Source organism: Methanosarcina sp. (assembly GCF_049706645.1).
Lineage (GTDB): Archaea > Halobacteriota > Methanosarcinia > Methanosarcinales > Methanosarcinaceae > Methanosarcina.
On the sequence record NZ_JBNAKP010000002.1, the window covers coordinates 1 to 24,058 of the forward strand.

Below are 24,058 nucleotides of genomic sequence, written 5' to 3' on the forward strand. Positions count from 1 at the left end.
ATTCATTTATTACAAGCCTTTTCAAAAAAGGCTTGATCGCAAACCTTTTCAAAAAAGGCTTGATCGCAAACCTTTTCAAAAAAGGTTTGATCGAAAACGACGTAACGGCGTGATCACAAACCTTTTCAAAAAAGGTTTGATCGAAAAACCCCTGGCAACGGCGTGATCAAACGGCGCAACGTTTGCGGCTCAGCGGTTGCGGCTCAACGGTTGTGGCTCAACGTTTGCGGCTCAAAGGTTTGCGGGGGACTTTATTTGGGAATGGATGCTTCGATTTTCCGGATGCGGGAGACTTTTTCATTGATTTTCTCAAGCTCGAGCTCAAATTCTTCCAGGAACTTCGGGACCGCGTCCCCGGGCACTGCACCCTGGGCTGAGGGCTTGATAAGGTTAGCCTGTTCAAGGACCCTGAGGGAGTAGCGCACTTTGTGGTTCTGCATTCCGGTAACTTCTGCAAGTTTCAGGATTCCGATAGGAGATTCTTCAATCACTTTTTTGAGCACCAGAAGATGGCGCTCGGTAAGGTCAAGTTCAGTTCCGATATGCTCAAGCAGCATCAGACAACCTCGTTTCTAAGTATTCCGATTCCCTGGATTTCAACTTCCACGGTGTCCCCACGCTGAAGTTCTCCAACGCCCGGCGGAGTCCCTGTGGTAATAACGTCTCCTACTTCCAGGGTCATAATCTCGGTGATAAATTCAATAAGATAAGGAATGTCAAAAATAAGGTTTGAAGTGCTGGAAGCCTGCCTCGTTTCCCCATTTACCCTGCAGGCAATCTTTGCATCCGTAATATCAAGTTCGTCGGGAAAAGCGAGATAAGGTCCGAAAGCTGCAAAGGTATCAAAACTTTTTGCCCTTGTCCACTGCCCATCTTTTTGCTGGAGATCCCTTGCGGTCACATCATTAAAGCAGGTATAACCCGCAATTACATCCACAGCTTTTGAGGCCGAGATGCTCTTGCAGCGTTTACCTATAACGATTGCGAGTTCGGCTTCATATTCAACTCTGGAGCTGGATGCCGGGTAAATTATCTTGTCTTCGTGCCCTATCACGGCTGACGGCGGCTTTAAAAAGAGAACAGGGGTTTCCGGAACTTCCATATGCAGCTCTTCAGCATGATCCCGGTAGTTCAGGCCGACACATACGATTTTGGAGGGAGACGCAGGGGGTAGGACCCGAAGTTCCGAAAGCTCAAAGATCCCTGCGGGAGCTCCTCCTTTTGGATACACGCGCCCATCTTCGATTTCTCCGTAAAAAATCTCATCTCCTGATCTGAACCTTCCAATCATATCTTTTTCTTCTCCTGCTTTCCGGGATGGTTTCGCCTGCTTTCCTTCATTTTTTTTAAGGGATATATTCAAACTTAAATTTTAACTCTTCGCCCACTGGCATCCCGGGTATATTTTCCCAGCTCGGAATCGAGGAGCTGCACGCCTGAAAACACAGGCCCGTCCTTACAAACCCTTAGCCCGGAACGATCTATGCAGCACGCTCCGCAGACTCCGATGCCGCATTTGAAATAACGGTGGAGGCTGAATTCGGACCTCTCAAGAACCTTTCTGTCCTCAAGGAGCCTGAAAACCGAAGCCATCATTATTTCCGGCCCGCAGACTGCAATTCTGTCATAAGCCGAAAGGTCGAGGCCGCTGAGTACATCGGTCACAAAGCCCTTTGTCCCTTTTGAGCCGTCATCCGTAGAAATGTAGATTTCCCCTGCGTTTGCAAAGCGCTCTTGAAAAATCAGGTCGCCTGCACTCCGGGCTCCAAGGACTGTGTGGACCTCAGAACCTGAAATACGGGCTGCTTCGGCGCAGGGAGCAAGAGGGGCAGCTCCTACCCCGCCTGCAATAACCAGAGTCTTTTCTCCTTCGGAATGCAGGGAAAAGCCCTTTCCGAAAGGTCCTCTGAGCCCGAAAGAATCTCCTTCTTTCAACTCAAAAAGCTTTGAGGTTGCTTCCCCTACTTTCTGGACAGTTATGGAATTCTTACTCGAGAGGCCCATGGGCACCTCGTCCACGCCTCTGACCCAGACCATTACAAACTGGCCAGGGGTCATAGTCTCAAACTGGAGATCAAAGAAAAAAGTCCTGACAGAAGGAGACTCTTCATTTATCCGTACTATTGTAGCATTAAGAGGAAGCATCAGACCATCTCATGGGAAAGCCCTATTAATTCTTTTACATCCGAATATCCTTTTCTCTGCAGGAAAGCTTCGATTCCCGTACTGATTTCGGAGAATATGTCAAGCCTGTCATATACAGCAGAGCCGATCTGGACAGCCTCTGCCCCTGCCATAATCATTTCCACCGCGTCCTGCCAGGAGGATATCCCTCCTACCCCTATTACAGGGATTTCCAGGGCAGCATAGAGGTCATAAACACATTTGACAGCTACGGGTTTGACAGCCTTTCCCGAAAGCCCGCCTGAACGGTTTCCCAGGACAGGATACCCTGATTCGATATCTATAGCCATCCCTTTTAAGGTATTAATTGCAACAACTGCATCCGCGCCCCCTGACTCAGCCGCATTTCCTATGCAAGTAATATCAGAAACATTCGGGGTAAGCTTAACCCAGACAGGTACGTTCACCACATCTTTTACTGCAGATGTGACTGCTTCTACCAGGCAGGGGTTAGAGCCGACGGCAGCTCCGTACCCTTCGGCATGAGGGCAGCTCACATTAAGCTCAAAAGCGTCGGGCTTTCCAGGGAGCAGGCCCTCGGCGACTTCCTTAAATTCGGCAGGACTTCCGCCGAAGATACTTGCAATTACCGGGACTCCCGACTCCTTTTTTGCAGTCTCGAGTTCCTGGAGGAAGCCCGGATAGGAAGGATTCGGAAGCCCCATAGCATTCAAAAATCCGCAGTCAAGCTTGACCATGCTCGGATTGGGATGCCCGGTTTTAGGCGTTGGCCCGATGGATTTCGTCACAACCGCGCCTGCTTTTCCCTCACGTGCAACTCTGCATAGCGATGCCCCGGTTGTGCCAAGCACCCCTGCTGCAAGAATGGTCGGATTTTTCAGTTTAAGTCCGGTAAGCGTATACATAGCTGGCTCCTTTCTGGGCGGGTGATCCTCAGTCGTATAAATTGTTCGGGTCGCAAGAATTTCCGGAAAGTTGCAGAAGCGCTTCTTCAGCCAGTTTCCTGCCGCCCATCTGTACAAGCCTGTGCCCGAGTTGCCTGGCCTCTTCAATGCCCCCCCGCATAGGGATAAACTCGTCTATCCTGACAGTTTCTTCCCCATCAAGGGAAAGGACCTCGGCTCGAATGTGGAGTTCTTTCCTGTCAGGCGTAATTTCGGCGTAGGAACCTATTGGAGTGGTACAGCCTCCTCCAAGTTCGGAAATCAGGATGCGCTCGATTTCTGTGGCAATTCGGCTTTCGGTATGGTCAAGTCTGGAAACTGCAGCTTCAGCTTCAGTGCCTGCCCCTGTGACAACTGCAACCGTGCCCTGGTTCGGGGAGGGGCAGAAGAAATCAGGAGAAAGAATCTCTCCTTCAAGTTCCCAGCCCAGGCGTTCAAGCCCTGCTTTTGCAAGCAGAATGCCGTCATATTTTCCTTCTTTGAGCTTCCTGAGCCTTGTATCGATATTGCCCCTTAAGTCTTGAGTAACAAGATCAGGCCTGTAGCGTTTGACCTGGGCAGCCCTTCTCAGGGAACTGGTGCCTATAACGGACAGTTCGGGGAGCTCGTCCAGTGGGGTCCCGTCATAAGTCAGCAGGATATCGAATGGGGTATCCCGCTTCAGAACGGCAGCGGTTGGAAGGGTGGGCGGGCGGACAGTTGGCATATCCTTCATGGAATGGACAGCAATATCTATTTCTCCTGCAAGCATAACATCGTCCAGTTCCCTGACGAAAGCCCCGACCCCGCCTGATACTGCGTGCAGAGGTCGGTCCGTAAACCGGTCTCCGCTGGTTTTTATAATTTTCAAACTGGTCTCAACGCCCTGTGCTTTCAAAAGGCGTGCAACATTCTCAGCCTGGGCAAGCGCAAGCCGGCTGCCTCGCGTACCTATGATCATATGGAATCCTCGTTTTCAAAGCTGCAAATCGCTCAGAGATTTTCGGTATATGCTTTTAGGGTTTTTTCGATATCTTCTTCGCTATGGACTGCAGAGACGAAATTGGTCTCGAACTGCGAGGGAGGGAGGAAAATTCCGCTTGCGAGCATCCTGTGGAAGAAAGCAAGGTACCCCTCCTTATCGCATTTCAGAACCTCCTGGTAATTATGAGGTTCGGCCCCGAAGAAAATCTTGAACATTGAAGCAATTCCGCATACGTTGTAATCAAGCCCTTCGTCCTCAACGATTTCGGAGAGTACAGCCCGTATGTAATCGCCTTTCGAATTAAGTTTTTCATGGACTTTTTCCTGTTCCAGATAGTCAAGCACTGCAATACCCGCAGCCACGGAACAGGGGCTTCCACTGAAAGTTCCTGCCTGGTAGACAGCTCCGGATGGGGAGATCATTTCCATGATTTCCCTTCTGCCGCCAAAAACTCCTATAGGCAGCCCTCCACCCACGATCTTTCCAAGTGTGGTCATATCAGGCACGACCCCGAAGTATTCCTGTGCTCCTCCCATCGCGAGCCTGAACCCGGTGATAACCTCATCGAATATAAGAAGCACATCGTTTTCCAGGGTAAGTTTCCTGAGTTCTTCCAGGTACCCGGGCAGGGGAGTAATGGGACCTATGTTCCCGAGCACAGGCTCTATTATAATTGCAGCCAGCTCGTCCCTATTCTTCTCCACAAGCCCGGTCATCGCTTCAATATCATTGTACGGAGCCTGAAGGGTATGCTTTGTGAAATCTGCAGGAATGCCCAGGGAGTCAGGCTCTCCAAGCGTTGTTGCTCCTGATCCTGCTTTCACCAGTACCGCATCGTGGGCTCCATGGAATCCACCTTCAATCTTGATGAATTTGTTCCGGCCTGTAAAACCGCGGGCAAGGCGAAGGGCACTCATTGTGGCTTCAGTGCCTGTGGATACGAAGCGAAGCATATCGATACTGGGATAATACCCTGCAATTTTTTCTGCGAGATTTACTTCAAGCTCGGTAGGGGTTCCGTAGAGCCAGCCTTTATCGAGCTGGGCTTTAATAGCCTCTTTTATTACAGGGTGGTTGTGCCCCAGAATTGCAGGGCCATAAGCCAGGCAGTAATCGATGTATTCGTTCCCGTCAAGGTCCCTTATTTTTGAGCCGTCAGCTGATGCCGTATAGAACGGATAGGGCTTGATTGCGCGTACAGGGCTGCTTACCCCACCCGGAATAAGGGTCTTTGCTTTCTCATACATCTGCCTGGACTTCTCAAGTGTTACCTCAGATATCATGGAAATCTCACCGGATTGGACTGAAAATCTTTAACAATAATTCATAAATCTAAGTGAAGTTTTGAACTGGACTTAAAACTGTACACTGGGCTGAACTTAAATTGTATACTGAATTGAGCTTAAATTGTACACTGAATTGAACTTAAATTGTATACAGAATTAAACTTAAGTTATGTATTAAATTGAAATTATACATTGAACTGCAATATTATTAAATTGAATTTTATCTAACCGAATTCGGTTAAATGAATTTATTTGCTGAACTGTAATTTTATATTAAATTGATTTTATATTAAAGTACACTTAAGTAGAGGTGTTTTGCACCTTGCTGTATTACTTTTTATCTTATAACAGAGCCTTCCCCTATTAAGCAGTTATTGATGAAATTGACAGGCGAGTAAGGAACGAATAATAGGCTTGAAAGATAGGGGAGGCGGAAGGAGGGAAAAAAGAAATAGTTCCTGAACCTATCGCCCCTGACAAAGCCAGAAGAAGGAACGCCTGAAAAAAGGCGCTTACTTCAACATGCGGGCAGCATCTTTTGCAAAGTAGGTAATGATAATATCGGCTCCTGCCCTTTTGATGGAGATGAGAGATTCGTACATGGCTTTCTTTTCATCGAGCCAGCCGTTAGCTGCGGCGGCTTTGAGCATGGCGTATTCTCCGCTTACATTGTACGCGGCTGTCGGCATTCCATATTCCGTCTTGACCCGGTAGATAATATCAAGGTAAGGAAGGGCTGGCTTTACCATTATTATATCTGCCCCTTCGGCCACGTCGAGGGTTACTTCCCTGAGAGCCTCATCGCTGTTTGCAGGGTCCATCTGGTAGGTGGAGCGGTCTCCGAAAGAATATCCCGACTCGGCGGCTTCCCTGAAAGGCCCGTAGAAAGAAGAGTGGAATTTTGCAGCATAGGACATAATAGGAATATTCTCAAATCCGCTCATGTCAAGCGCTTGCCTGATAGCTTCCACCATTCCGTCCATCATTCCGGAAGGGGCTACCATGTCAGCGCCTGCCTTTGCGTGGCTGACCGCAATTCTTCCGAGAATCTCAAGCGTGGGATCGTTCAGAACCTCTTTTGTTTCGAAATCAATGACCCCACAGTGTCCGTGGCTTGTGTATTCACACATGCAGATATCCGTGATCACCACAAGTTCGTCTCCGAGTTCGGCCTTGATTCTCCGGACTGCCTCCTGGATAACATCAGTTTCCCCATAGGAGGAACTGCCTTCCGCGTCCTTGAAGGCGGGCACTCCGAAAAGGATTACTGCAGGGATTCCGAGTTCTGCAATCTCTTTTGCCTCTTTTACAACTTCTGAGAGAGGAAGGTTGTATATACCCGGCATGGAAGAAATCTCAACAGCGGAGTCGATGGTCTCATTCACAAAAATTGGCTGAACCAGGTCGTCTAAGGATAAAGTAGTTTCACGTACAAGGTTCCTGATCTTTCCTTTTCTCAATCTTCTCAACCTGACATCTGGAAACATTTGATCACTTCTGTAACTGCGAATTTCTGTAGTTTTTGATTATTTTCTTATGAGTTGCCTTTTTCAGAGACCCGGTTTAAATCACTTCCGCAATCGGGCTTCATTTTTTCCACTCTCATCCTGTTTTTCTCAAGGCAGAAGATCCTTGAAACTACGTCAAGGAACTCTTCATTTCCGAGCTCTGCGGCCTGGCGGAGAACTTTGGTAGGTTCGGCAAGAATTTTGTTTACAATGGAATGTGTAAGGTCGTCAAGCACTTCGGTCTCGATTTCTCCTATGGTATGGTAAGCACAAAGCCGATTGACCGCCTTTTCCCTTTCCCGTATCCTGACATCGTACACCTGCCTGTAAAGGTCGGAAATGATTCTGTCGGCTTTCTGGCGCTTATACTGAAGGTTTAAAAGCCTGATCTCTTCCTGAATTATATCTTCGGCTTTTTTAGCTTCTTCTTTTCTCATTTTAAGTGTCTTTTCACTGATTACTCTGAGATTGTCAATGTTGCACAGTTCCACATTATCGAGTTCGGCAGCCGATTCTTCGATATCCCTGGGATTTGCTATGTCGATTAAGAGGAGCTTACGGGCTTTATCCCGGTCTTTTATAGCCTTTTCAACGATTTCCCTGGTTAAAATGTAATGAGGAGCACCTGTGCCACTTATTACAACATCCGCGCCCTTAAGATAAGCCTGGATATCATCAAGCCTGACCGCATGCCCTCCGAGTTCGTAGGCAATTTCTTCGGCTTTCTGGAAGGTGCGGTTGGCAATGTAAATTGCTTCGATATCCTTTTCAGCCAGGGCTTTTGCCACAAGGACTCCGATTTCCCCTGCCCCTATTACGAGAACGGATTTTCCTGTGAGCCCCTCCAGAATCTCCTCTGCAAGGTCCACAGCTGCAGAACCTATGGAAACCGAGCCCTTATTAATTCTGGTTTCATTACGGATACGTTTTCCTACCTGAATAGCCTTATCAAAGGCAGTGTCAAGAATTTTTCCGGTCGTTCCCGCTTTTTTGGAATAAGCATAGAGTTCCTTTATCTGCCCTAGAATCTGGTCTTCCCCGACAATCATTGATTCAAGACCACCGGCAAGCCTGAGCAGGTGTTCAAGGGACTCATCATGCCCATAGAAGTCGATAATATGGGTGGAAGCTCCCATTTCCTTTGCAAAAGAGAAAAGTACACTGCTGCTCTTGGGGGAAACAACGTAAATTTCAACACGGTTGCAGGTTTTTAAGACGACGCACTCATAAACGTACTCGTGATTGTACAGATTGTGGAGCAGGCCGTCCAGATCTCCGTGCCAGGCGGACTCCATTTCCTCAACTTTTGCTTTTTTATGGGATATAACCATACTTGAGATTTCTGTCACAGAGAGCCTCCGGATAGAATGAATACAGGAAATAGGATAATAATATAAGGAGTTATAAATTAAACTTTGTCATAGCTCCTCAGCCTTTTTTCAATAAACGAATTTTTATTTACATATTATTTTTATTTAAAGTTTCCATTTTACAGAGCTTTTTGATTCAGAAAGTATTTCTATCCAGGAAACTTCTTTAAATATTCCTTAAGTTCTTTGTTTCCTGCCTGAGCCTTTCGCTTTCTCTCAGGCTTTACCTGTAGGAATTTTCCAGGCAATCTGAAATTATCTCGTATGCCATTTTGGCTGCTTTTTCATAAGACTCGGAAAAACCATTCCAGACAGCCTCGCTTTCAAGGATTTTCCAGAGAATTACCTTTCTCTTTCTCTGTTCTGCCACATGCTGCTTAAGGTAACTCCTCAGTTCATCCTGAAGCCTTATCATATCAGAATATGCAGGAGTTATCAGGCCTTCGATTTGCCTGCGGGTATATTTTGAAACTGCAGGACTGTGCCCGAGAGTGGAAATCCCTATAACAAGGTCTCCTCTTTTTATTACTGACGGGATTACGACACTACCTAAAGCGTCTACCTGATTAATCAAAATATCGCTCTCCTGTGCAATGGCAGTGATTTTCCGGTTAAGTTCGAAATTGCTTGTTGCGGGTATGACAATAAAGGCCCCTGAAATAAGTTTCCTGAGTTCGGAATCCGAAGCCGCAAGCAGGTCAAGCCGAACAAGCCGCACCTGCCCTGAAGCTTCAAGCTCGTACAGCCGCTGGGAAAATTCGAGGCTGGCAACAAGGGTGTCCGCACAGCCTGAAAAGAGTTCGGCTTTGCGTTCTCCAACTGAGCCGCCCCCGAAAATAACGATTTTCCTGCCAGACAGGTCAAGCATAAGCGGGAGAAAATTGTTTTTTTCAGTCATACCCGAAGCCTCGCAATAATAGATTTCAAGATCCGGTCCTTATAGCCTGACCCCGGTTTTTTTGAACTCCCGTTCGCTGAAAAAGAGAGTATAATCCTTAATTCCGGTGGCTTCCGAAATCCTGACAGCTACCTCTTCACAGTCTTCCGGAGTGTAAGAATGGACCATAGTGAACAGATTATATGGCCAGTCAGAATAGCGAGGGCGTTCATAACAGTGGGTCACTTCAGGAAATTCGGCCATGATATTCCCTATTGTTTCTATCTGCTCATCAGGAACGTTCCAGACACACATCGCATTTGCTGTTATGCCTATAGCCCTGTGCCCGATTGAAGCCGCAAACCGCCTGATTTTCCCGGATTTTTGGAGATTTTTAAGTCTATCAACAACTTCCTGCTCGCTAATTCCAAGTTCGGCAGCAAACCCTTTGAAAGGAGAATGAGTGATAGGAATTCCGTTCTGCACGAGTTTGAGCAGTTTTACATCCGTTTTATCCATAATTTCACCTGATATCAAACTTTACCTGAATCTTAAACAGGTGCTTTGTAGGAAGATCAAGAAGAGGACAGCCTGTTTTCTCCCGAATTTCGCTGAGAATCCTCTCAAGCCTGTTTTTATTTGGAGCCGAAAGCGTAAACCAGAGATTATATTGCGCAGCACTTCTGAGATAATTATGGGAAACTTCGGGATACTCGTTAATAAAAATAGCAATTTCCTCTATGCGGGACTCAGGCACTTTTAGGGCTACAAGAGTGCTTACGCCCCCCATATTTCTCATGCTGAGGACAGGGCCTACCCTTCGTACTGCCCCTTTTCTGTTGAGTTCACGCAGTCTTTCAATCACCTCAATTTCCGGAAGCCCGAGAATCTCGCCTAATCTTGCAAAAGGTTCGACTTCGAGGGGGACTTCCTGCTGGATAAAGTTGAGGATTCTTTTGTCGGTCTCATCAAGTTTTATTACCGGAACTTCCCCGTCATAAGGATCCATATCACAGGAAAAATCGGCAGCCTCTTTCCGGAGCTGATCTTTTAAATTATCAATGCCAATCATCTCGATCACTATCACTTTTTTCCGGGCCTGTATATGCAGTAAGGCTCTTCTTCAAGATAATCGCCTGTAGCAGCATAAGCTCTTGCCCTGCAGCCAGCACAGACATTTTTGTATTCACAGATTCCGCATTTACCCTTGAGTTCCTGAGGATTGCTGAGTTTTGCAAAGACCTCGGAGTTTTCCCAGATCTCCCTGAAAGGCTGTTCCCTGAGATTGCCAGCAAGCACAGGCAGGTAGCCGCAAGGGTAGACTTCGCCCACGCTTGATACGAAACAGAAACCTGTACCTCCGAGGCAGCCTTTTGTCATTGCCTCATAGCCGTGGGTTTTAACTGAGATTTCGATGCCTTCTTTTTTTGCCTGCTGGCGCATTATCCTGAAATAATGGGGGGCACAGGTTGCTTTTAACTGAATTTCCGATTCTTTCTGCATATCATAAAACCAGTGCAGAATGCGCTCGTAATCTGCAGGGGAAACCTCATCGGATTCTTCCCCCCTGCCAGTGGGCACAAGGAAAAAGACATGATATGCAACTGCTCCAAGCTCTTTTGCAAGCTCAAAGGTCTTATGGATTTCCTCAAGGTTGCGTTTTGAGACCGTAGTATTGATCTGGAAGGGAAAGTTCGCTTTCCTGAGGAGTTCAATGCCTGAAAGCGTTCTTTCAAAAGCGCCGGGTACGCCCCTGAAATTGTCGTGAGTTTCTGCAGTGGCGCCATCAATACTTATGCTGAGCCGCTGAACGCCTGCGTCTTTCAACCTCTCCACAATTTCAGGCGTAAGAAGTGTTCCGTTTGTTGCAAGCACGACTCGAAGCCCGGCATCAGTGCCGTAGCGTGCAAGCTCAAAAACGTCAGGCCTGGTTAGAGGCTCGCCTCCGCTCAGGATGAGAATGGGTTTTCCAAACCCTGCAACCTCATCTATGAAATGTTTAGCCTCATCAGTTGTAAGTTCACCTGCCGGAACCGAGGAAGTGGAAGCTCCCCTGCAGTGTACGCAGTTCAGGTTGCACCCTGCAGTCAGTTCCCATGCAATAAGCCTTGGTGCATTTGTCATGGCAATCATAAATTAGCTGTTTTTATTAATGGTAGTCAAAGTTTAATGAGATTTACAAATTAATGATTATTAGAAAGTGACATTCATATCTAAAGACGGAGATGGAGGAGGTTTAATTTTACCGGAAGTTAGTAAAATTGAAACTTGAGAGGTCATATTAATAAAGTAATATTAATATTCTGCCATTTCAGACGGGACTTGGAAGAGGGGTCATGAATCAGGCCTTTATCCGATTGCGGGACTGAAGACCTTGCCTAACAAGAAAAGAGAACAGGGAGTTCTCGAACTTTCTAAATCGAATGATAACTGAAAGATTAAAGGAATGAATAAAGAGACTCACGCAGTAGATGACGAAATAATGCTGTTCCGTCTTCCTCATAGATACTAGTCTACTTACGTCTGGTTAAAATAAAATCAGTAAGAGATGTGTAACTTTCATTGCAGCCTATGTAAATCCATAGTGTAAATCGAGACAAATAGGAGTTGCAGTAATCATTTCGCACTAACAGACCCCTTTACCGAATAACAGGAAGGATCGTTTAAATGTGAGTACCTCAATGATGATTCGATGATGATATACTTTTTACCCAGGCTCACGATCTTTCTGTCACATTGAAAGTAATTCTGAATTCCGTTCCATGCGTTCTTCTGAGCTCGATTTTTCCCTCAAGCTGGTCAACAAGGATATTTACTAACTGCAGCCCCAGCGATTCGAGACTTTCCAGCTTTATGCTTTCAGGCATTCCTTTTCCGTTATCTGAAATTGTCAGGCTGAATACGGATTTATGCATTTCGTAACTCTTTTTTTCCCTGCAAAGCCTGATTCGTACTTCCCCTTCTTCTTTCTCAGTAAATGCATGTTTGAGGGAATTGGAAACGAGTTCATTAACAATTATTCCTAACGGGACAGCAACATCCATATCAAATAATGTATTCTTCTCCAGGTTCATTAACAGGCAGACATTTTTACTCTTGAGGCTATAAGTCTGGAAAAGGCTTTCAGCTAATTTCTGAAGGTATACCGAAAAGTCCAGTGTATCGTTTCCTTCCCCTTTATAGAGTTCTTCATGGATAAGAGACATTGAGGTTATCCGGTTTTGACTTTCTCTGAAAGCTTCCAGTACTTCCTTATTCTGGAATCTCTCAGCCTGGAGATCCAGCAACGAAGAGATTACCTGCAAATTATTCTTAATTCTGTGATGAATTTCTTTTATCCGAATTTTATCTATTTTCTCCAGGGCTTTTTCTGATTTAATGCGCTCAGTAATATCCTGTGTTATTCCTTTGACTTGAATAGGGATATTGTCCTCATCAAAAATAGTTTCAGTTTGTACATGAATTGTGCGTTCTTCCCCATTAGCTAAGATAATCCGAATATCAATGGCGGTTTGCTTCCCTTTTAACCCTTCTTTAAATATTTTATCCACACGTTCTAGATCATCCGGGTGTATATATTTGAATAGTTCTTTTTGATCAGGGACTATTTCTTGAGGATTGAGTCCAAAAATACGATATAGCTCATCAGACCAGTGTGCTTTATCAGTTGCAATATTCCAGTTCCAATTTCCAATATGAGCCATTTTTTGAGCTTCAGCAAGTCCGGTTTCGCTTTCTTTCAACGATTCGTATGCCTTCTCAAGCTCTGCTGTACGCTCTTTAACTAATTTTTCCAAATTGTCATGTGTTTTTTTAACAGCCTCCTCTGCTTTCTTACGTTCAGTAATATCACGTGCAGCAGCAAAGATGCCAATAACCTTACCTGCTTCATCCTTATAGACCGAAGCATTATACAAAACAGGGGTTATGCTTCCATCTTTATGTTGAATCTCAAGAGGATAGTCCCGAACTTCACCGTCTATAAATACCTGCTGATAGCCTGTTCTGGCTTTCTCCGGCTCAGTGAAATAATCTGAAAAATCAGTCCCAATCAACTCATCTCTGGAATATCCGGTAACCAGTTCCGTAGCGCCATTCACGTCCGTAATCTTGCCATCAGGCCCGATGGTTACCAGAGGATCGAGGCTGGCTTCAATAAGGCTGCGGTTGTAAATATTTGATAATCTGAGAGCTTCTTCTGCCTTCTTCTGCTCAGTAATATCTCTGGCAATCGTTGAGACGGAAACGAGCTTTCCAGATGTGTCAAAGACAGGAGAAAGAGTTACTGCAACATTTATTTTTGTTCCATCCTTTTTTAACCTTAAAGTCTCGTAGTACTGGATTTTTTCTCCATGTTTAATCTTTTCAGAAAAATATTTTATTTGCCCTTTAAAATCATCTGGCTCAAGCATTGATATGTTTTTTCCCAGAACCTCTTCAGCCAAATAGCCATAAACCTTTTCTGCCCCCTTATTCCAGCTGGTAATAATACCATCAAGAGACTTGGTTATAATCGCATCGTCGGATGATTCCACAGCGTTTGCCAGTGTTCGAATTTTTTCTTCTGCCATTTTAAGTTCGGAAATATCACGTGCTGCAGCAAAGACCCCAATAATTTCGCCAGCTCCGTCTTTGTAGACTGAAGCATTATATAAAACAGGAGTTACGTACCCATCTTTATTCCAAATCTCCAGTGGATAGTCTCGCACTAATCCTTCCTTGAACGCACGTTGATAACCTTCTTTGGCTTTCTCCGGCTCAGTGAAATAGTCTGAGAAATCGGTACCTATGAGTTCATCTCGAGAACGGCCGGTTACTGCTTCAGTGGAAACATTTACATCAGTTATTTTTCCGTCGGGTCCGATTGTGACGAGAGGATCTAAACTGGCTTCAATCAGGCTACGATTATAAATATTTGATAACCTGAGAGCCTCTTCTGCTTTTTTGCGTTCGGTAATGTCGCGGACGATCCCTGCTCTGAAGCATGCCATGCCAGTTTTATCCTTGATGATCGAGAAGTGATCAGCTAACCAGCGGTATTTTCCATCCTTGCATTTAAAGCGATATTCGTGTGCCCCAAAACCTTCCTCCAGTGACCGAGTAATTTCCACAGTGACCCTTGGGCGGTCATCAGGGTGGATGCGGTCAAGAAGACCATTGCTGCTTGTCACATCTATATCCTTAACAGAGAAGCCTGTAATCCGCTCTATCACCGGGCTCATATAATCAAAGCGTTTGTTCTGAAGGTTTATGCGGTACGCCGAGTCGAGCGAGTTCTCGAGAACCGAGCGAAACCGTTCATCGCTTTCCAGCAGCGCTTTCTCGGCCTGTTCCCGCTCCTGCTCTTCCTTTTTCCTCTGGAGAGCCTGTGTTACTGCCGGCACGATAGCTTCAAGATCCTCCTGCTGCTCGGAGGTATAGCCGCCTTTGCGGTTTGCGACCGCGATAACGCCCACTGTCTTCCCATCCTGGACAAGAGGCACGCCAAGAAATGACGTGAGTGGAGGATGTCCGCAAGGAACACCGATACTGTCGGGATGTGACTGCGGATCATTGGTAAAGAAGCTTTTCTCGTTGATGATGATACTGCCATACAAACCATGGATAATAAAATCACTCGGAGGACGACGATGCCCTGTCTTGTCGTACATAAGGCACTGTTCCCATCCTAGCTCGCTTTTTGCAATATCGTGCAGCAGCCCGTCAGCGCCCATCTTATTAATGAAACCAAACTGGCTGCCGGTCACTTCCAGGGCTACAGTCAGACATGTATTTCCCAGTTCTTCTTCTGTTTTTGTCTGCACTACATTGCTGAAAATCCAGTTGATTCCTTCAAGAATATGGTTGTATCTGCGTATCCGGTGCTCTTCTTGCTTGCGCTCACTGATGTCACGGGCAACATGAACACTCCCAATAAGTTTCCCTTCTGGGTCATGGAGTGGCGAGACGCTTACTAAGAAATAACCACCCAGGTAATCCTCATAAACCTCTGCGGTATGCTCAAGTCCGTCCTTAAGCAATTGTCTGTGCGGGCAAAAAGGGGGTGGTTCACTCGTTCCATGCACAGCACGATAACAGGTCAACCCAGCGCAATCTTCTGGCCTTATTCCCAATCTTGCCGTCATTGCCCTGTTTGCACGAACAATCCGGTATTTATTGTCAATTATGGCTATCAGGTCTGGCACGGCATCAAAAGTTTGTTCCCAGTCTTCTATGGCCTGAAAAAATGCTTTTTCCATCTTCTTGCGTCTGGAACTTTTTATTTGTACCCATTCTCCATCTCTTTTGATCAAAGCGAACTGATGATTAATGACTACATCGATAATCTCGGTTGCTTCAGATTCACTAAGGGAATAGGTGCATAGGGCTATTATCCGGCAGTTGTCGATAACGTTGTCTATCTGTTCATTATATTCGACGAAACGATCCCATCCTTCTTTTTCCAGCCTGGATATGTTCCCGCTAAATCTCAAACCATCATAACCAGTGTCCAGAGCCGTTTTGAGTTTTTCAATCCATTCGGTTAAGACGCTCCCGAAATCGAAAATATTTTCTTTTACATACCAATAGCTATAGGGGATAATTTCTATCTGTCCTTTCTCCAGATAAATATCAAGATTTGATACAGCCTTTCTCAAGGCTTCTTTCGCATCCTCGACTTCCAGAGGCTGTGCCGTGATCCATAGACAAAATTCGTTGTTTTCCAATCCTGCTTTGAAATAAGGAACGAGAATATCCGCTAAATCTTCTTTTGTTTGATAGAACTGGCAGAAGTGAGTTCCCCAGGGCACATCCCCAATAATGTCAATACCAGATTTCCTCAGGCTTTCTCTCATTCCAAATCTTCTCCTGCTTAAGGATGTATGAGGCAGAAATTCCGTTGGCTCTATAGTGTGTGGTCTTGCGCTCCCGTACTTTATAATTAGACTTTCGTTTAGAAACTCAGTGCAGAGCGATATCTATCTGCAAGAATCAAAAACCTTATTGGGTGGGAGAGGTGACAGCTTATAATGCTGTACCAGCCATATGACAAATGAATATTAATTCTCTTCCATTTATTTTGTCATCTATATATGTTTTATCGAGCCTGCAAGATTCTCCGATTTGCGTTTATTAATTGAACCGCATCTCTTTACTCCAGCAGAGTCCTGGGATTGATATAGCCACTCCTGAGCATATGGTCGGCAAGTACGAGGGCAACCATGGCTTCGGCAACCGGTACCATGCGCGGGGGTATTGTGGGGTCATGCCGGCCTTTGATTGTGATTTCAGTGTTTTCGAGGGCTTTGAGGTCGACAGTTTGCTGGAGTTTTCCTATGGACGGGGTTGGTTTTACAGCCGCCCTGCAGACAATATCCAGGCCTGTTGAGATTCCTCCGAGAATGCCGCCGGCATTATTACTCGGAGAGGTTATTTTTCCGTCCTCTATCCGGAAAGGATCGTTCATTTCACTCCCACGCAGGCGGGAAGCTTCAAATCCGGCTCCGATCTCGAAGCCTTTGACGGCAGGAATACTCATGAGGGCTTTTGCAAGGTCAGCATCCAGCCGGTCAAATACAGGTTCTCCAAGGCCGGCAGGCACACCTTTAACAATAAGTTCGACAATGCCTCCGACACTATCTCCTTCCTGCCGCAGGGCCGCAACTTTCTCAAGCATTTTTCCGGCAGCCTCAAGATCGGCACAGCGCACAGGGGTCTTTTCTACATTTTCCAGAATTTCTTCAAAAGAAAGAGGTTTTGCCCGGATGGCTCCGAGTTCAAGTACGTGCCCGGCAATTCGGATTCCGAACCTGGAAAGCAGGAGTTTTGCAAGGGCTCCGCCTGCGACCCTACCTATTGTTTCCCGGGCTGAAGACCTGCCACCCCCACGGTGGTCCCTCATTCCGTAACGGGCCATATAGGTAAAATCGGCATGTCCGGGCCTGGGAGTATCTTTAATTGCATCATAAGCCGAAGACCTGGCGTCCGAGTTCCAGACAAGCATGGAAACAGGAGTGCCTGTACTCATTCCCTCAAAGATTCCCGAAAGGATCTCCACCCTGTCAGCTTCGCGCCGGGGAGTAGAAACCTCACTTTGCCCCGGACGCCTTCTGTCCAGTTCTTTCTGGATGTCAGCTTCGGAGAAAGGAAGCCCTGCAGGCAATCCGTCTACCACAACACCTACAGCCCTGCCGTGAGATTCACCCCAGGTGGTAATTCGAAACATCTGCCCGAAAACGTTTCCAGCCATGCTTCTTAACTGGTTTTTTTGCTATTTGATCCTTGGGGTTGCTGTATGGAGGGTTCAAGATGCACGACTACATCGGAAACATCCCGGTATTCGCTTTTCAACTTTTTGCTGACTCTGTGAGCGATGAGATGTGCGTCCTCAAGAGGCATATCCGACTTAACAAGCAGGTGCATATCAACCTTGATATCCCCCATGCTCCCGCGAGTCCGAATTTTATGGCAGCCCTTTACCCCTTCGACTCCCATAACGAGGTCACAAATCTCTTTCTCTTCAATTCTTGACATATCCAGAAGGGCTCTTGAACCCTCTCCAATAATCCTGTATCCGGCCCTGAAAATCAGAAAAGAAATCACTACGGCTATTAAGGGGTCCATGAGAGGAAAACCGAGTTTTACGGCAACCAGGCTTACTATAACCGAGAGGGAGACATAAATATCACTTTTCGTGTGCATGGAGTCTGCTATAAGCACCTGGCTTCTGAGAGACTCGCCCTGTTTATGCTCATATCTTGTTACCAGATAGTTAATACACATTGTCCCGAGGATTACGAGAAAGCTTATAACCGTAACCTCTGGTGCGCTCCGGACAAGAAAACGGTCGAAAGCGCTCCGAAAAATCTCAACGCCTACAAAGATCAAAAGTAAAGCGATAAAAATAGAGGCTACAGTTTCATATTTCCGGTGCCCGTAAGGATGATCGATGTCAGGCGGGCGATCTCCGATAAAACTCCCTGCCAGTCCTATAATATTGGAAACTCCATCAAAAAGGGAATGGTAGCCATCCGCAACCATGCTTAATGTACTGGTCAGGGTTCCATAACCGATTTTGGCAAACGCGACTGCAAGGTTCAGAAATAGTACATAAATAAGCACTTGCTGCACTTTTTTGAATTTCTGCAACATAGATCTGATTCCCCTTACATCGAGCTGTACGAAACCGGAAATAAACGAGGGATAAAAGAGAATTAGTACAGTTAAAAGCTGTCACGAAGCTATCAATGATATACTGACTTGTCTTTATATAAAATCCTGCGTTTTAAAAAATAGATAAAAAAAACCAGGGGAAGGAACAAAAATAAAAAGGCGGAAGAAAAAGGAATTCTTATTCCGAGCCTGTCCAGGTCATATAAGCTTCCACTATTTCCTGCCCTTCCAGAAATACAAGCCCGTGTTCTTTACCGTACTCCTTTGAGTCTTTTTTAGAGAGTGCCTTCCCATTATAATCGTCCAGCATTTCACAGACTACCATTGCCGGGGTAATGCCTGCCATGCGGGCAAGGGCAACTGAAAGCTCGGTCTGCCCTTTGCGCTCATCCAGAAGTCCTTCGGCAGCCCTGAGCAGTGCAACGTGCCCAGGGGTCCTGAATTCGTCTCCAAAATGGATTACATCCCCAGAAAGCTTTTTTTCCGTGATTTCTCCGATTTTCCGGATAGTCAGGGCTCTTTCGTTATCAGGGATGCCTGTTCTGGTCTCTCTGTGATTGACCCAGAGGGAAAAGGAAGAATGAGAATCATATTTAAGGTCACCCTCTTTTTCCACGATTTCCCCAAGCACATCACTGGCTTTGCTCGCTTCCCGGACAAGCTCGGCCATAAAAGGCAGCCTGAGCTGTTTTGAAGCCACAGGATCCACTGCCACACAGATGAGGCCGCCTGCATCTTTTCGCATCCATTTCACATCTTTGAAAGTGACCGCATTTGCAGGAATTACAAGATCAGTTTCCCCTTCCCTGGAGTCCGAATCGTAGATCTGGATCATTTTTCCGGCTCTCAGGGCTTCCAGCGCCCGGTTGATATTCTCGTTTCTATACGTAAGACAATCGTAAACCGTACTTCCGCTCATTTTTGGCTCTCCATACCCTGTTTTTTTACCTGTATCACAACTCTGTCCCCATCGTTCAATTCCAGGGCATCCCTTAACTTTACAGGTGCAATAATTTCAATCAAATCCGACGGGTAGTGCGTTCTTTCAGGAGCGACTACAGCAGCCTCTATACCACCAACCACAACATGATAGCATTTCCCGCCCCCGAAGGTGCGTTCTCCGTCATTGAAGCCTTCTACCCGGACAGCCGGCATTTCGCGCAAAAGATTTCGAAGAGCCGAACTGTTTTCGGAAAGCTGCACGTTCAGAGTACCGGGAAAAGGTACGAAATGCAATTTTTCCTCGAATTGCTTCCTGTATCCGGGTATATTTACATAATACTGGCCTTCGCCAAGGCCCTTGAGCACCTTTCCTTCAAGCTCCAGAATCTCGGGTTCCGGAGAAAAGATCCTGCTGTACTCGATGTATTCGCTCTTAAGAATTTCAATTCCTTTTTCTGTCATTTTTATCAACTGGCCACCGGGGACGATCTTTCTTTCGATCAGCCCCTCCTCTTCCAGCTGCTTTAGCTTTCTTGCTGCGGTTTTGGAGCTTGCCCCAGTATGCTTTTGAAACTCGCTCGATGAGACCTTGATCGTTTTGCTTACTGCCCCTATAAGTGCGAGTTTCTTCAGGTGTTCAATGTCAGGCACTGTCGCCACCTATCTTAATTTTGAGATGCATCTCAATAATGAGATGTTAGACTATGCATTCCGTTATAATAAAACTTTTGATAGCAAGCCCCACCTGATGCATCTTCAAGAAAAACATCACCGGAGAAGTTAAGTATTTAGTATCTTGAATCCATCTATTGATTAGACCATGACAAGAGAAATTGAAGTTGAGTGCCCCTCATGTTCCCCGGAAGAAGAGATAGGGCATGAGGTTCTGAAAGAGGGGCAGAGCCCGCTTGTCCGCTGCCTTGAATGCGGACAGGTACATGCAGCAAAGATCAAAACCCCCAAATCCGTCACTTTGAGAGTGATAGTCAGCAAAATGGACGTCTCGAATACCTACAAAACTGACCTGGATTCCGAAACTATGCTTCAGGTAGACGACGAGCTGGTTGTAGACGACGAGGAAACAGGAGTAGTGGTGCCTATCCTGATTACTGCCCTTGACGCAGGAGGAAAGCGCGTCCAGACTGCCAGGGCAGAAAATACCGAGACGATCTGGGGCAGAGCCATTGATGAAATAACTGTAAAATTTTCCGCGCAGTCAGGAACTGAAAAAACCGAAGTAATCGAAAAACGCGTGCCTGGTGACTATGAATTTGTCGTAGGAGCCGAAGAAAAAGTGGGTAACAAACGCCTTTTCATCACGAAAATCAAGGTGAGGGATGGGGTATTCCGATCCAGGAAAGGCGATGTTGTGCTTGCAAAATATGTAAAAAGGATTTTTGCGAGAAAGAAAGGGGAAGGTTCGGGTCAGCGTGATTTCCGAAGAGGGCCGTGGTAAAGAAAAGAATAAAATAGAAAAAGACGAGGAAGAAAAATTCGAAGTGATGCGCAGGCACCTCGTAAATAATCTTGGGGGTTACCTGCTGCTGGATGAAAAAGTCCGTGAGGCTATGCTCCGTGTCCCAAGGCACAAGTTTGTTCCGGAATATGAGCAAAAAACAGCTTATATGGACAGACCCCTTGACATCGGCCACGGGCAAACAATATCTGCCCCGCATATGGTTGCGATTATGTGTGAACTCCTGGAACTTTCGGAAGGGCAGAAAGTTCTGGAAATAGGGGCAGGTTCAGGATATAATGCTGCAGTGATGGGGGAGCTCATAGGAAAAAACGGGCACGTGTACACGGTTGAACGTATAGAAGCCCTTGCGAATTTTGCAAGGGAGAACCTGAGAAAAACAGGATATAAAAATGTTACAGTGGTACTCGATGACGGATCAATGGGTTATTCTCAGCACGCCCCCTATGACAGGATAACTGTGACATGCGCAGCTCCCGATATCCCTGAGCCTTTACTGGAACAGTTGAAGCCTGGAGGCATAATGGTTATTCCTGTAGGGGGCGGCTCTCAGGAACTTTATAACGTCAAAAAAGACAGCAAAGGCAATATAAATAAAAAACGAAAAGGCGGAGTCGTTTTCGTACCCTTGATCGGTAAACATGGCTTTTGAAAAGGTCTGGAATGCTAAAGGTTCCGGTAAAGATTCCGGTTGGGGAAAAGGCCGGACCAGAGCTATCAGTATCTTTTTTAATAAATTTAAAAAAATTAAATAAGGTATTAATAAGTGTAAAATCATCTACTCAGTATGGACATCGACACTTATGAGGATTTTGAGGAAATTCGAGTCAAGGATGTCTACATAGTCGATGTTTTTACAGATCCGACTCCTGTTGTGCTTCTTGAAGATATGCAGGGGAAAATGCTTCCCATATATATAGGACATCTCGAAGCTCTCTCAATAGGAAATGTGATTAAAAATGTTTCTCCCCCCAGGCCCATGGCCCATGACCTCATGGTCAATATTTTCGAGCGGCTTGAAGTAAAAATCGAGGGTGTACTGATTGACGAAAAGGTGGACAAAATCTATTACGCCCGACTCCTTATAAGAAAAGACAACAGTGTCATGCAATTTGATGCAAGGCCAAGCGACTGTATTGCCCTTGCCCTGCGTGTCGGAGCCCCGATAAGGGTTCGAAAAAATGTGCTTGAAGGTTCCGAAGTCGAAATGTCAAGGCTTGAAGGCGCCCGTGTGATGAACATTTTCGGTTAGAGCGATTTGGCGCGCAGAATTTTTTTTCTGAGCCTGAAAACCTTCGCTTACCTCCGCTTGATTGTGTCTTTTCGGCCTGTGAGAAGTCGCCTTTCGAATTCTGTTTATCGGCATGTTTCTTTCCTTTTAATGATTAATCTAAATATTCTTTTAGAGACGGCTATCTGATGGACTGTTGTTGATTTAATTTCAATAAGCTTTTAATAACAGTTAAATTTATTATCCCATAGATGCTCACCAAAAGAATAATACCATGCCTTGATGTGACCCTTGACAGAGCAGGCGGCTGTGTTGTCAAGGGTGTTGAGTTCGTGGACCTCAAAGAGGCCGGAGACCCTGTGGAACTCGCCAAGCGCTACAATGAAGAGGGCGCTGACGAACTTGTTTTTCTGGACATCACAGCCTCTGCCCACGGCAGGGAAACCATGATCGATGTGATTGAAAGGACTGCAGACGAGGTTTTCATTCCTCTTACGATTGGAGGGGGAATAAATTCCATTGATGCAATTCGCCAGATTCTCAGGGCAGGCGCAGACAAAGTCTCAGTTAACACCTCTGCAGTCAAGAACCCTGACTTCATCAAAAAATCTTCGGATATCTTCGGAGCCCAGTGTATTGTTACTGCGATTGACTGCAGGCGAAATTTCGATATGAATAATAATCCTGACAAAACTATCCTGGAACTCGAGGACGGAACTCCTGCCTGGTATGAAGTGGTAATCTACGGAGGCAGGGAAGCGACTGGAATCGATGCCGTGCAGTGGGCAAGAAGGGCAGAAGAACTGGGCTCCGGAGAAATCCTGCTCACAAGTATGGATCGGGACGGAACTTATGCAGGCTATGACCTGCCAATTACGAGAAAACTCTCAGAAGAGCTTGATATCCCGATTATAGCCTCAGGAGGAGTCGGAAACCCTCAGCACATCTACGAAGGATTCTCTCTCGGAAAAGCCGATGCTGCTCTTGCAGCAAGCATCTTCCACTTCAGGGAATATTCAATCAAGGAAGTTAAAGAATATCTCAGAGAGCGGGAAATCCCTGTAAGGCTTTAAAACTCAGGAAAAGAGGGTAAAAGACAAAAATAAGCCAGGCAACTGCCACCAAGGCGACAAAAATATTATTAGAGTAGCTAATAAAATAGTGTTGGAATAACTAATATATTACTCTAAGTTAAAACAGTGTTACAATACTTAAAATATTATTGCGGAATTAAATAGGTTTTCCGCAATAATATGAAGGGAGTGGGGAAGGACAATGGAGATCTCAGAATTCCAGAGACTGATGTACGAACTCTATGCGCATAATGACAGGAAGAGGGGAGGCAAAGCTACCATGCTCTGGCTGGTTGAAGAAGTTGGAGAACTTGCAGAAGCTATTCGCAGGGAAGAGCCAGAAAATATAGAAGAGGAACTTGCAGACTGCTTTGCCTGGATAGGGGCACTTGCCAATCTCTATGGCGTAAACCTTGAAGAAGCCTTCCTTAAAAAGTACCCTGGTATGTGCCCTGGCTGCAAGCAAAAACCCTGTATCTGTACGGATTGAACGCGGTAAGCTATCTTATTCCGGAAACCTGATTTTCAGGATTCCTTTTTTAACTTATATTATCCCTGGCTTTGCCCTTTAGGAGATTTTTCACACAGATACTTCCATATATTTTGAGATACTTTTTTATTTATTAGAGTCAATCTGTTATGCGGAATTCTTATCTGGATTTCATTTATCGGGGAAATACACATGTCAGAAGCCGAAAACATGGAACTTTTTGAGGGTTTTCAATTGAAGATCCTTAACAATACTGGCGAGGACCTTGTGCTCCAGGCCCAGAAAATTGAAAAAGGGAAATACAAAAAAGGACACCAGGCTCCAGCTAAAATCGAGTCTTATGAGGAAAAGGGCTTTCAGCTGGTTGCATGCGAAGGGAGCTGCGAAGGCGGAGCGGACATTGAGGGCTGGGTCAAATACGGGCTGGGGTGTACGGAAGGGTACTGCAAGATACACTTCAGATACGTGGGAAAAACAGACCAGCTCGGTTACTCCTGCGAATGCCACATGCACGATGGAAAGATGCTCTGTGACGCCTCAAAGGATGAGAAAACCGGGAGAACCGTGAGCTGGATAATAGGGCCAAAAGCGTAATCCA

23 protein-coding genes are annotated in these 24,058 nt (G+C 45.9%); 6 read left to right on the forward strand and 17 right to left on the reverse strand.

Annotated elements, in window-relative coordinates:
- Positions 1–251: 251 nt before the first annotated feature.
- The 17 genes from ACPK8D_RS00410 to ACPK8D_RS00490 all read right to left on the reverse strand — a co-directional run bounded on the left by ACPK8D_RS00410 (position 252) and on the right by ACPK8D_RS00490 (position 19,840).
- Positions 252–557 (reverse strand): hypothetical protein, encoded by a 306-nt coding sequence (locus tag ACPK8D_RS00410; protein ID WP_424715869.1) that lies wholly within the window; start codon positions 555–557, stop codon positions 252–254.
- Positions 557–1,291, reverse strand: a complete 735-nt coding sequence (locus ACPK8D_RS00415; protein ID WP_424715870.1) for a fumarylacetoacetate hydrolase family protein — start codon at positions 1,289–1,291, stop codon at positions 557–559. Before ACPK8D_RS00415 ends, ACPK8D_RS00410 begins: the two co-directional genes overlap by 1 nt.
- A 74-nt stretch (positions 1,292–1,365) precedes the next feature.
- Positions 1,366–2,145, reverse strand: a complete 780-nt coding sequence (locus ACPK8D_RS00420) for a dihydroorotate dehydrogenase electron transfer subunit (RefSeq protein ID WP_424715871.1) — start codon at positions 2,143–2,145, stop codon at positions 1,366–1,368.
- Complete coding sequence (locus ACPK8D_RS00425) at positions 2,145–3,050, reverse strand: dihydroorotate dehydrogenase (protein WP_424715895.1); 906 nt, start codon at positions 3,048–3,050, stop codon at positions 2,145–2,147. The genes ACPK8D_RS00420 and ACPK8D_RS00425 overlap by 1 nt, the downstream gene beginning before the upstream one ends.
- Positions 3,051–3,078: 28 nt before the next feature.
- A complete protein-coding gene (gene hemC / locus ACPK8D_RS00430; protein WP_424715872.1) occupies positions 3,079–4,029 on the reverse strand; it encodes a hydroxymethylbilane synthase in 951 nt (316 codons plus the stop codon).
- Positions 4,030–4,061: 32 nt separating this feature from the next.
- Entirely contained in the window at positions 4,062–5,336 is a 1,275-nt protein-coding gene (gene hemL / locus ACPK8D_RS00435; RefSeq protein ID WP_424715873.1) for a glutamate-1-semialdehyde 2,1-aminomutase, read from the reverse strand.
- Between the two features lie 515 nt (positions 5,337–5,851).
- Entirely contained in the window at positions 5,852–6,826 is a 975-nt protein-coding gene (gene hemB / locus ACPK8D_RS00440; RefSeq protein ID WP_424715874.1) for a porphobilinogen synthase, read from the reverse strand.
- A 47-nt stretch (positions 6,827–6,873) separates the two neighbouring features.
- Entirely contained in the window at positions 6,874–8,196 is a 1,323-nt protein-coding gene (gene hemA, locus ACPK8D_RS00445) for a glutamyl-tRNA reductase (protein WP_424715875.1), read from the reverse strand.
- Between the two features lie 244 nt (positions 8,197–8,440).
- Positions 8,441–9,115, reverse strand: a complete 675-nt coding sequence (locus tag ACPK8D_RS00450; protein ID WP_424715876.1) for a precorrin-2 dehydrogenase/sirohydrochlorin ferrochelatase family protein — start codon at positions 9,113–9,115, stop codon at positions 8,441–8,443.
- A 39-nt stretch (positions 9,116–9,154) separates the two neighbouring features.
- Positions 9,155–9,613 (reverse strand): siroheme decarboxylase subunit beta, encoded by a 459-nt coding sequence (ahbB, locus tag ACPK8D_RS00455; protein ID WP_424715877.1) that lies wholly within the window; start codon positions 9,611–9,613, stop codon positions 9,155–9,157.
- A gap of 4 nt (positions 9,614–9,617) precedes the next feature.
- Positions 9,618–10,166, reverse strand: a complete 549-nt coding sequence (gene ahbA / locus ACPK8D_RS00460) for a siroheme decarboxylase subunit alpha (protein ID WP_424715896.1) — start codon at positions 10,164–10,166, stop codon at positions 9,618–9,620.
- An 11-nt stretch (positions 10,167–10,177) separates the two neighbouring features.
- Positions 10,178–11,227 (reverse strand): heme b synthase, encoded by a 1,050-nt coding sequence (ahbD, locus tag ACPK8D_RS00465; protein WP_424715878.1) that lies wholly within the window; start codon positions 11,225–11,227, stop codon positions 10,178–10,180.
- Between the two features lie 584 nt (positions 11,228–11,811).
- Complete coding sequence (locus ACPK8D_RS00470) at positions 11,812–15,930, reverse strand: PAS domain S-box protein (RefSeq protein WP_424715879.1); 4,119 nt, start codon at positions 15,928–15,930, stop codon at positions 11,812–11,814.
- 296 nt (positions 15,931–16,226) lie between these two features.
- Positions 16,227–17,324, reverse strand: a complete 1,098-nt coding sequence (aroC, locus tag ACPK8D_RS00475) for a chorismate synthase (RefSeq protein WP_424715880.1) — start codon at positions 17,322–17,324, stop codon at positions 16,227–16,229.
- A gap of 5 nt (positions 17,325–17,329) precedes the next feature.
- A complete protein-coding gene (locus tag ACPK8D_RS00480; RefSeq protein WP_424715881.1) occupies positions 17,330–18,226 on the reverse strand; it encodes a cation diffusion facilitator family transporter in 897 nt (298 codons plus the stop codon).
- 199 nt (positions 18,227–18,425) lie between these two features.
- Positions 18,426–19,166, reverse strand: a complete 741-nt coding sequence (ribB, locus tag ACPK8D_RS00485; RefSeq protein ID WP_424715882.1) for a 3,4-dihydroxy-2-butanone-4-phosphate synthase — start codon at positions 19,164–19,166, stop codon at positions 18,426–18,428.
- The gene (locus ACPK8D_RS00490; RefSeq protein WP_424715883.1) at positions 19,163–19,840 is read right to left on the reverse strand and encodes a winged helix-turn-helix domain-containing protein/riboflavin kinase; all 678 of its coding nucleotides are present in this window, start codon (positions 19,838–19,840) and stop codon (positions 19,163–19,165) included. Before ACPK8D_RS00490 ends, ribB begins: the two co-directional genes overlap by 4 nt.
- Before the next feature lie 169 nt (positions 19,841–20,009).
- Between ACPK8D_RS00490 and ACPK8D_RS00495 the strand changes: the two genes are divergently transcribed.
- From ACPK8D_RS00495 to ACPK8D_RS00520, 6 genes are all read left to right on the forward strand, one after another.
- Complete coding sequence (locus ACPK8D_RS00495; protein WP_424715884.1) at positions 20,010–20,645, forward strand: HVO_0476 family zinc finger protein; 636 nt, start codon at positions 20,010–20,012, stop codon at positions 20,643–20,645.
- A complete protein-coding gene (locus ACPK8D_RS00500; RefSeq protein ID WP_424715885.1) occupies positions 20,587–21,318 on the forward strand; it encodes a protein-L-isoaspartate O-methyltransferase in 732 nt (243 codons plus the stop codon). Before ACPK8D_RS00495 ends, ACPK8D_RS00500 begins: the two co-directional genes overlap by 59 nt.
- 135 nt (positions 21,319–21,453) lie before the next feature.
- Positions 21,454–21,918 carry a bifunctional nuclease family protein gene (locus tag ACPK8D_RS00505; RefSeq protein WP_424715886.1) on the forward strand — a complete coding sequence of 155 codons (465 nt, stop codon included), beginning with the start codon at positions 21,454–21,456 and terminating at the stop codon, positions 21,916–21,918.
- Between the two features lie 230 nt (positions 21,919–22,148).
- On the forward strand, positions 22,149–22,970 hold the full coding sequence (hisF, locus tag ACPK8D_RS00510; RefSeq protein ID WP_424715887.1) for an imidazole glycerol phosphate synthase subunit HisF: 822 nt from the start codon (positions 22,149–22,151) through the stop codon (positions 22,968–22,970).
- A gap of 202 nt (positions 22,971–23,172) precedes the next feature.
- On the forward strand, positions 23,173–23,460 hold the full coding sequence (locus ACPK8D_RS00515) for a MazG nucleotide pyrophosphohydrolase domain-containing protein (RefSeq protein ID WP_424715888.1): 288 nt from the start codon (positions 23,173–23,175) through the stop codon (positions 23,458–23,460).
- A gap of 192 nt (positions 23,461–23,652) precedes the next feature.
- Positions 23,653–24,054, forward strand: coding sequence for a hypothetical protein (locus ACPK8D_RS00520; RefSeq protein ID WP_424715889.1), 402 nt, complete (start codon positions 23,653–23,655; stop codon positions 24,052–24,054).
- The last annotated feature ends 4 nt before the right edge of the window (positions 24,055–24,058 follow it).

Coding starts and splice junctions, on each gene's coding strand:
- ACPK8D_RS00410 (WP_424715869.1), bottom strand. CDS start 557: ATGCTGCTTGAGCATATCGGAACTGAACTTGACCTTACCGAGCGCCAT.
- ACPK8D_RS00415 (WP_424715870.1), bottom strand. CDS start 1,291: ATGATTGGAAGGTTCAGATCAGGAGATGAGATTTTTTACGGAGAAATC.
- ACPK8D_RS00420 (WP_424715871.1), bottom strand. CDS start 2,145: ATGCTTCCTCTTAATGCTACAATAGTACGGATAAATGAAGAGTCTCCT.
- ACPK8D_RS00425 (WP_424715895.1), bottom strand. CDS start 3,050: ATGTATACGCTTACCGGACTTAAACTGAAAAATCCGACCATTCTTGCA.
- hemC (WP_424715872.1), bottom strand. CDS start 4,029: ATGATCATAGGTACGCGAGGCAGCCGGCTTGCGCTTGCCCAGGCTGAG.
- hemL (WP_424715873.1), bottom strand. CDS start 5,336: ATGATATCTGAGGTAACACTTGAGAAGTCCAGGCAGATGTATGAGAAA.
- hemB (WP_424715874.1), bottom strand. CDS start 6,826: ATGTTTCCAGATGTCAGGTTGAGAAGATTGAGAAAAGGAAAGATCAGG.
- ACPK8D_RS00450 (WP_424715876.1), bottom strand. CDS start 9,115: ATGACTGAAAAAAACAATTTTCTCCCGCTTATGCTTGACCTGTCTGGC.
- ahbB (WP_424715877.1), bottom strand. CDS start 9,613: ATGGATAAAACGGATGTAAAACTGCTCAAACTCGTGCAGAACGGAATT.
- ahbA (WP_424715896.1), bottom strand. CDS start 10,166: ATGATTGGCATTGATAATTTAAAAGATCAGCTCCGGAAAGAGGCTGCC.
- ahbD (WP_424715878.1), bottom strand. CDS start 11,227: ATGATTGCCATGACAAATGCACCAAGGCTTATTGCATGGGAACTGACT.
- ACPK8D_RS00470 (WP_424715879.1), bottom strand. CDS start 15,930: ATGAGAGAAAGCCTGAGGAAATCTGGTATTGACATTATTGGGGATGTG.
- aroC (WP_424715880.1), bottom strand. CDS start 17,324: ATGGCTGGAAACGTTTTCGGGCAGATGTTTCGAATTACCACCTGGGGT.
- ACPK8D_RS00480 (WP_424715881.1), bottom strand. CDS start 18,226: ATGTTGCAGAAATTCAAAAAAGTGCAGCAAGTGCTTATTTATGTACTA.
- ribB (WP_424715882.1), bottom strand. CDS start 19,166: ATGAGCGGAAGTACGGTTTACGATTGTCTTACGTATAGAAACGAGAAT.
- ACPK8D_RS00495 (WP_424715884.1), top strand. CDS start 20,010: ATGACAAGAGAAATTGAAGTTGAGTGCCCCTCATGTTCCCCGGAAGAA.
- ACPK8D_RS00505 (WP_424715886.1), top strand. CDS start 21,454: ATGGACATCGACACTTATGAGGATTTTGAGGAAATTCGAGTCAAGGAT.
- hisF (WP_424715887.1), top strand. CDS start 22,149: ATGCTCACCAAAAGAATAATACCATGCCTTGATGTGACCCTTGACAGA.
- ACPK8D_RS00515 (WP_424715888.1), top strand. CDS start 23,173: ATGGAGATCTCAGAATTCCAGAGACTGATGTACGAACTCTATGCGCAT.
- ACPK8D_RS00520 (WP_424715889.1), top strand. CDS start 23,653: ATGTCAGAAGCCGAAAACATGGAACTTTTTGAGGGTTTTCAATTGAAG.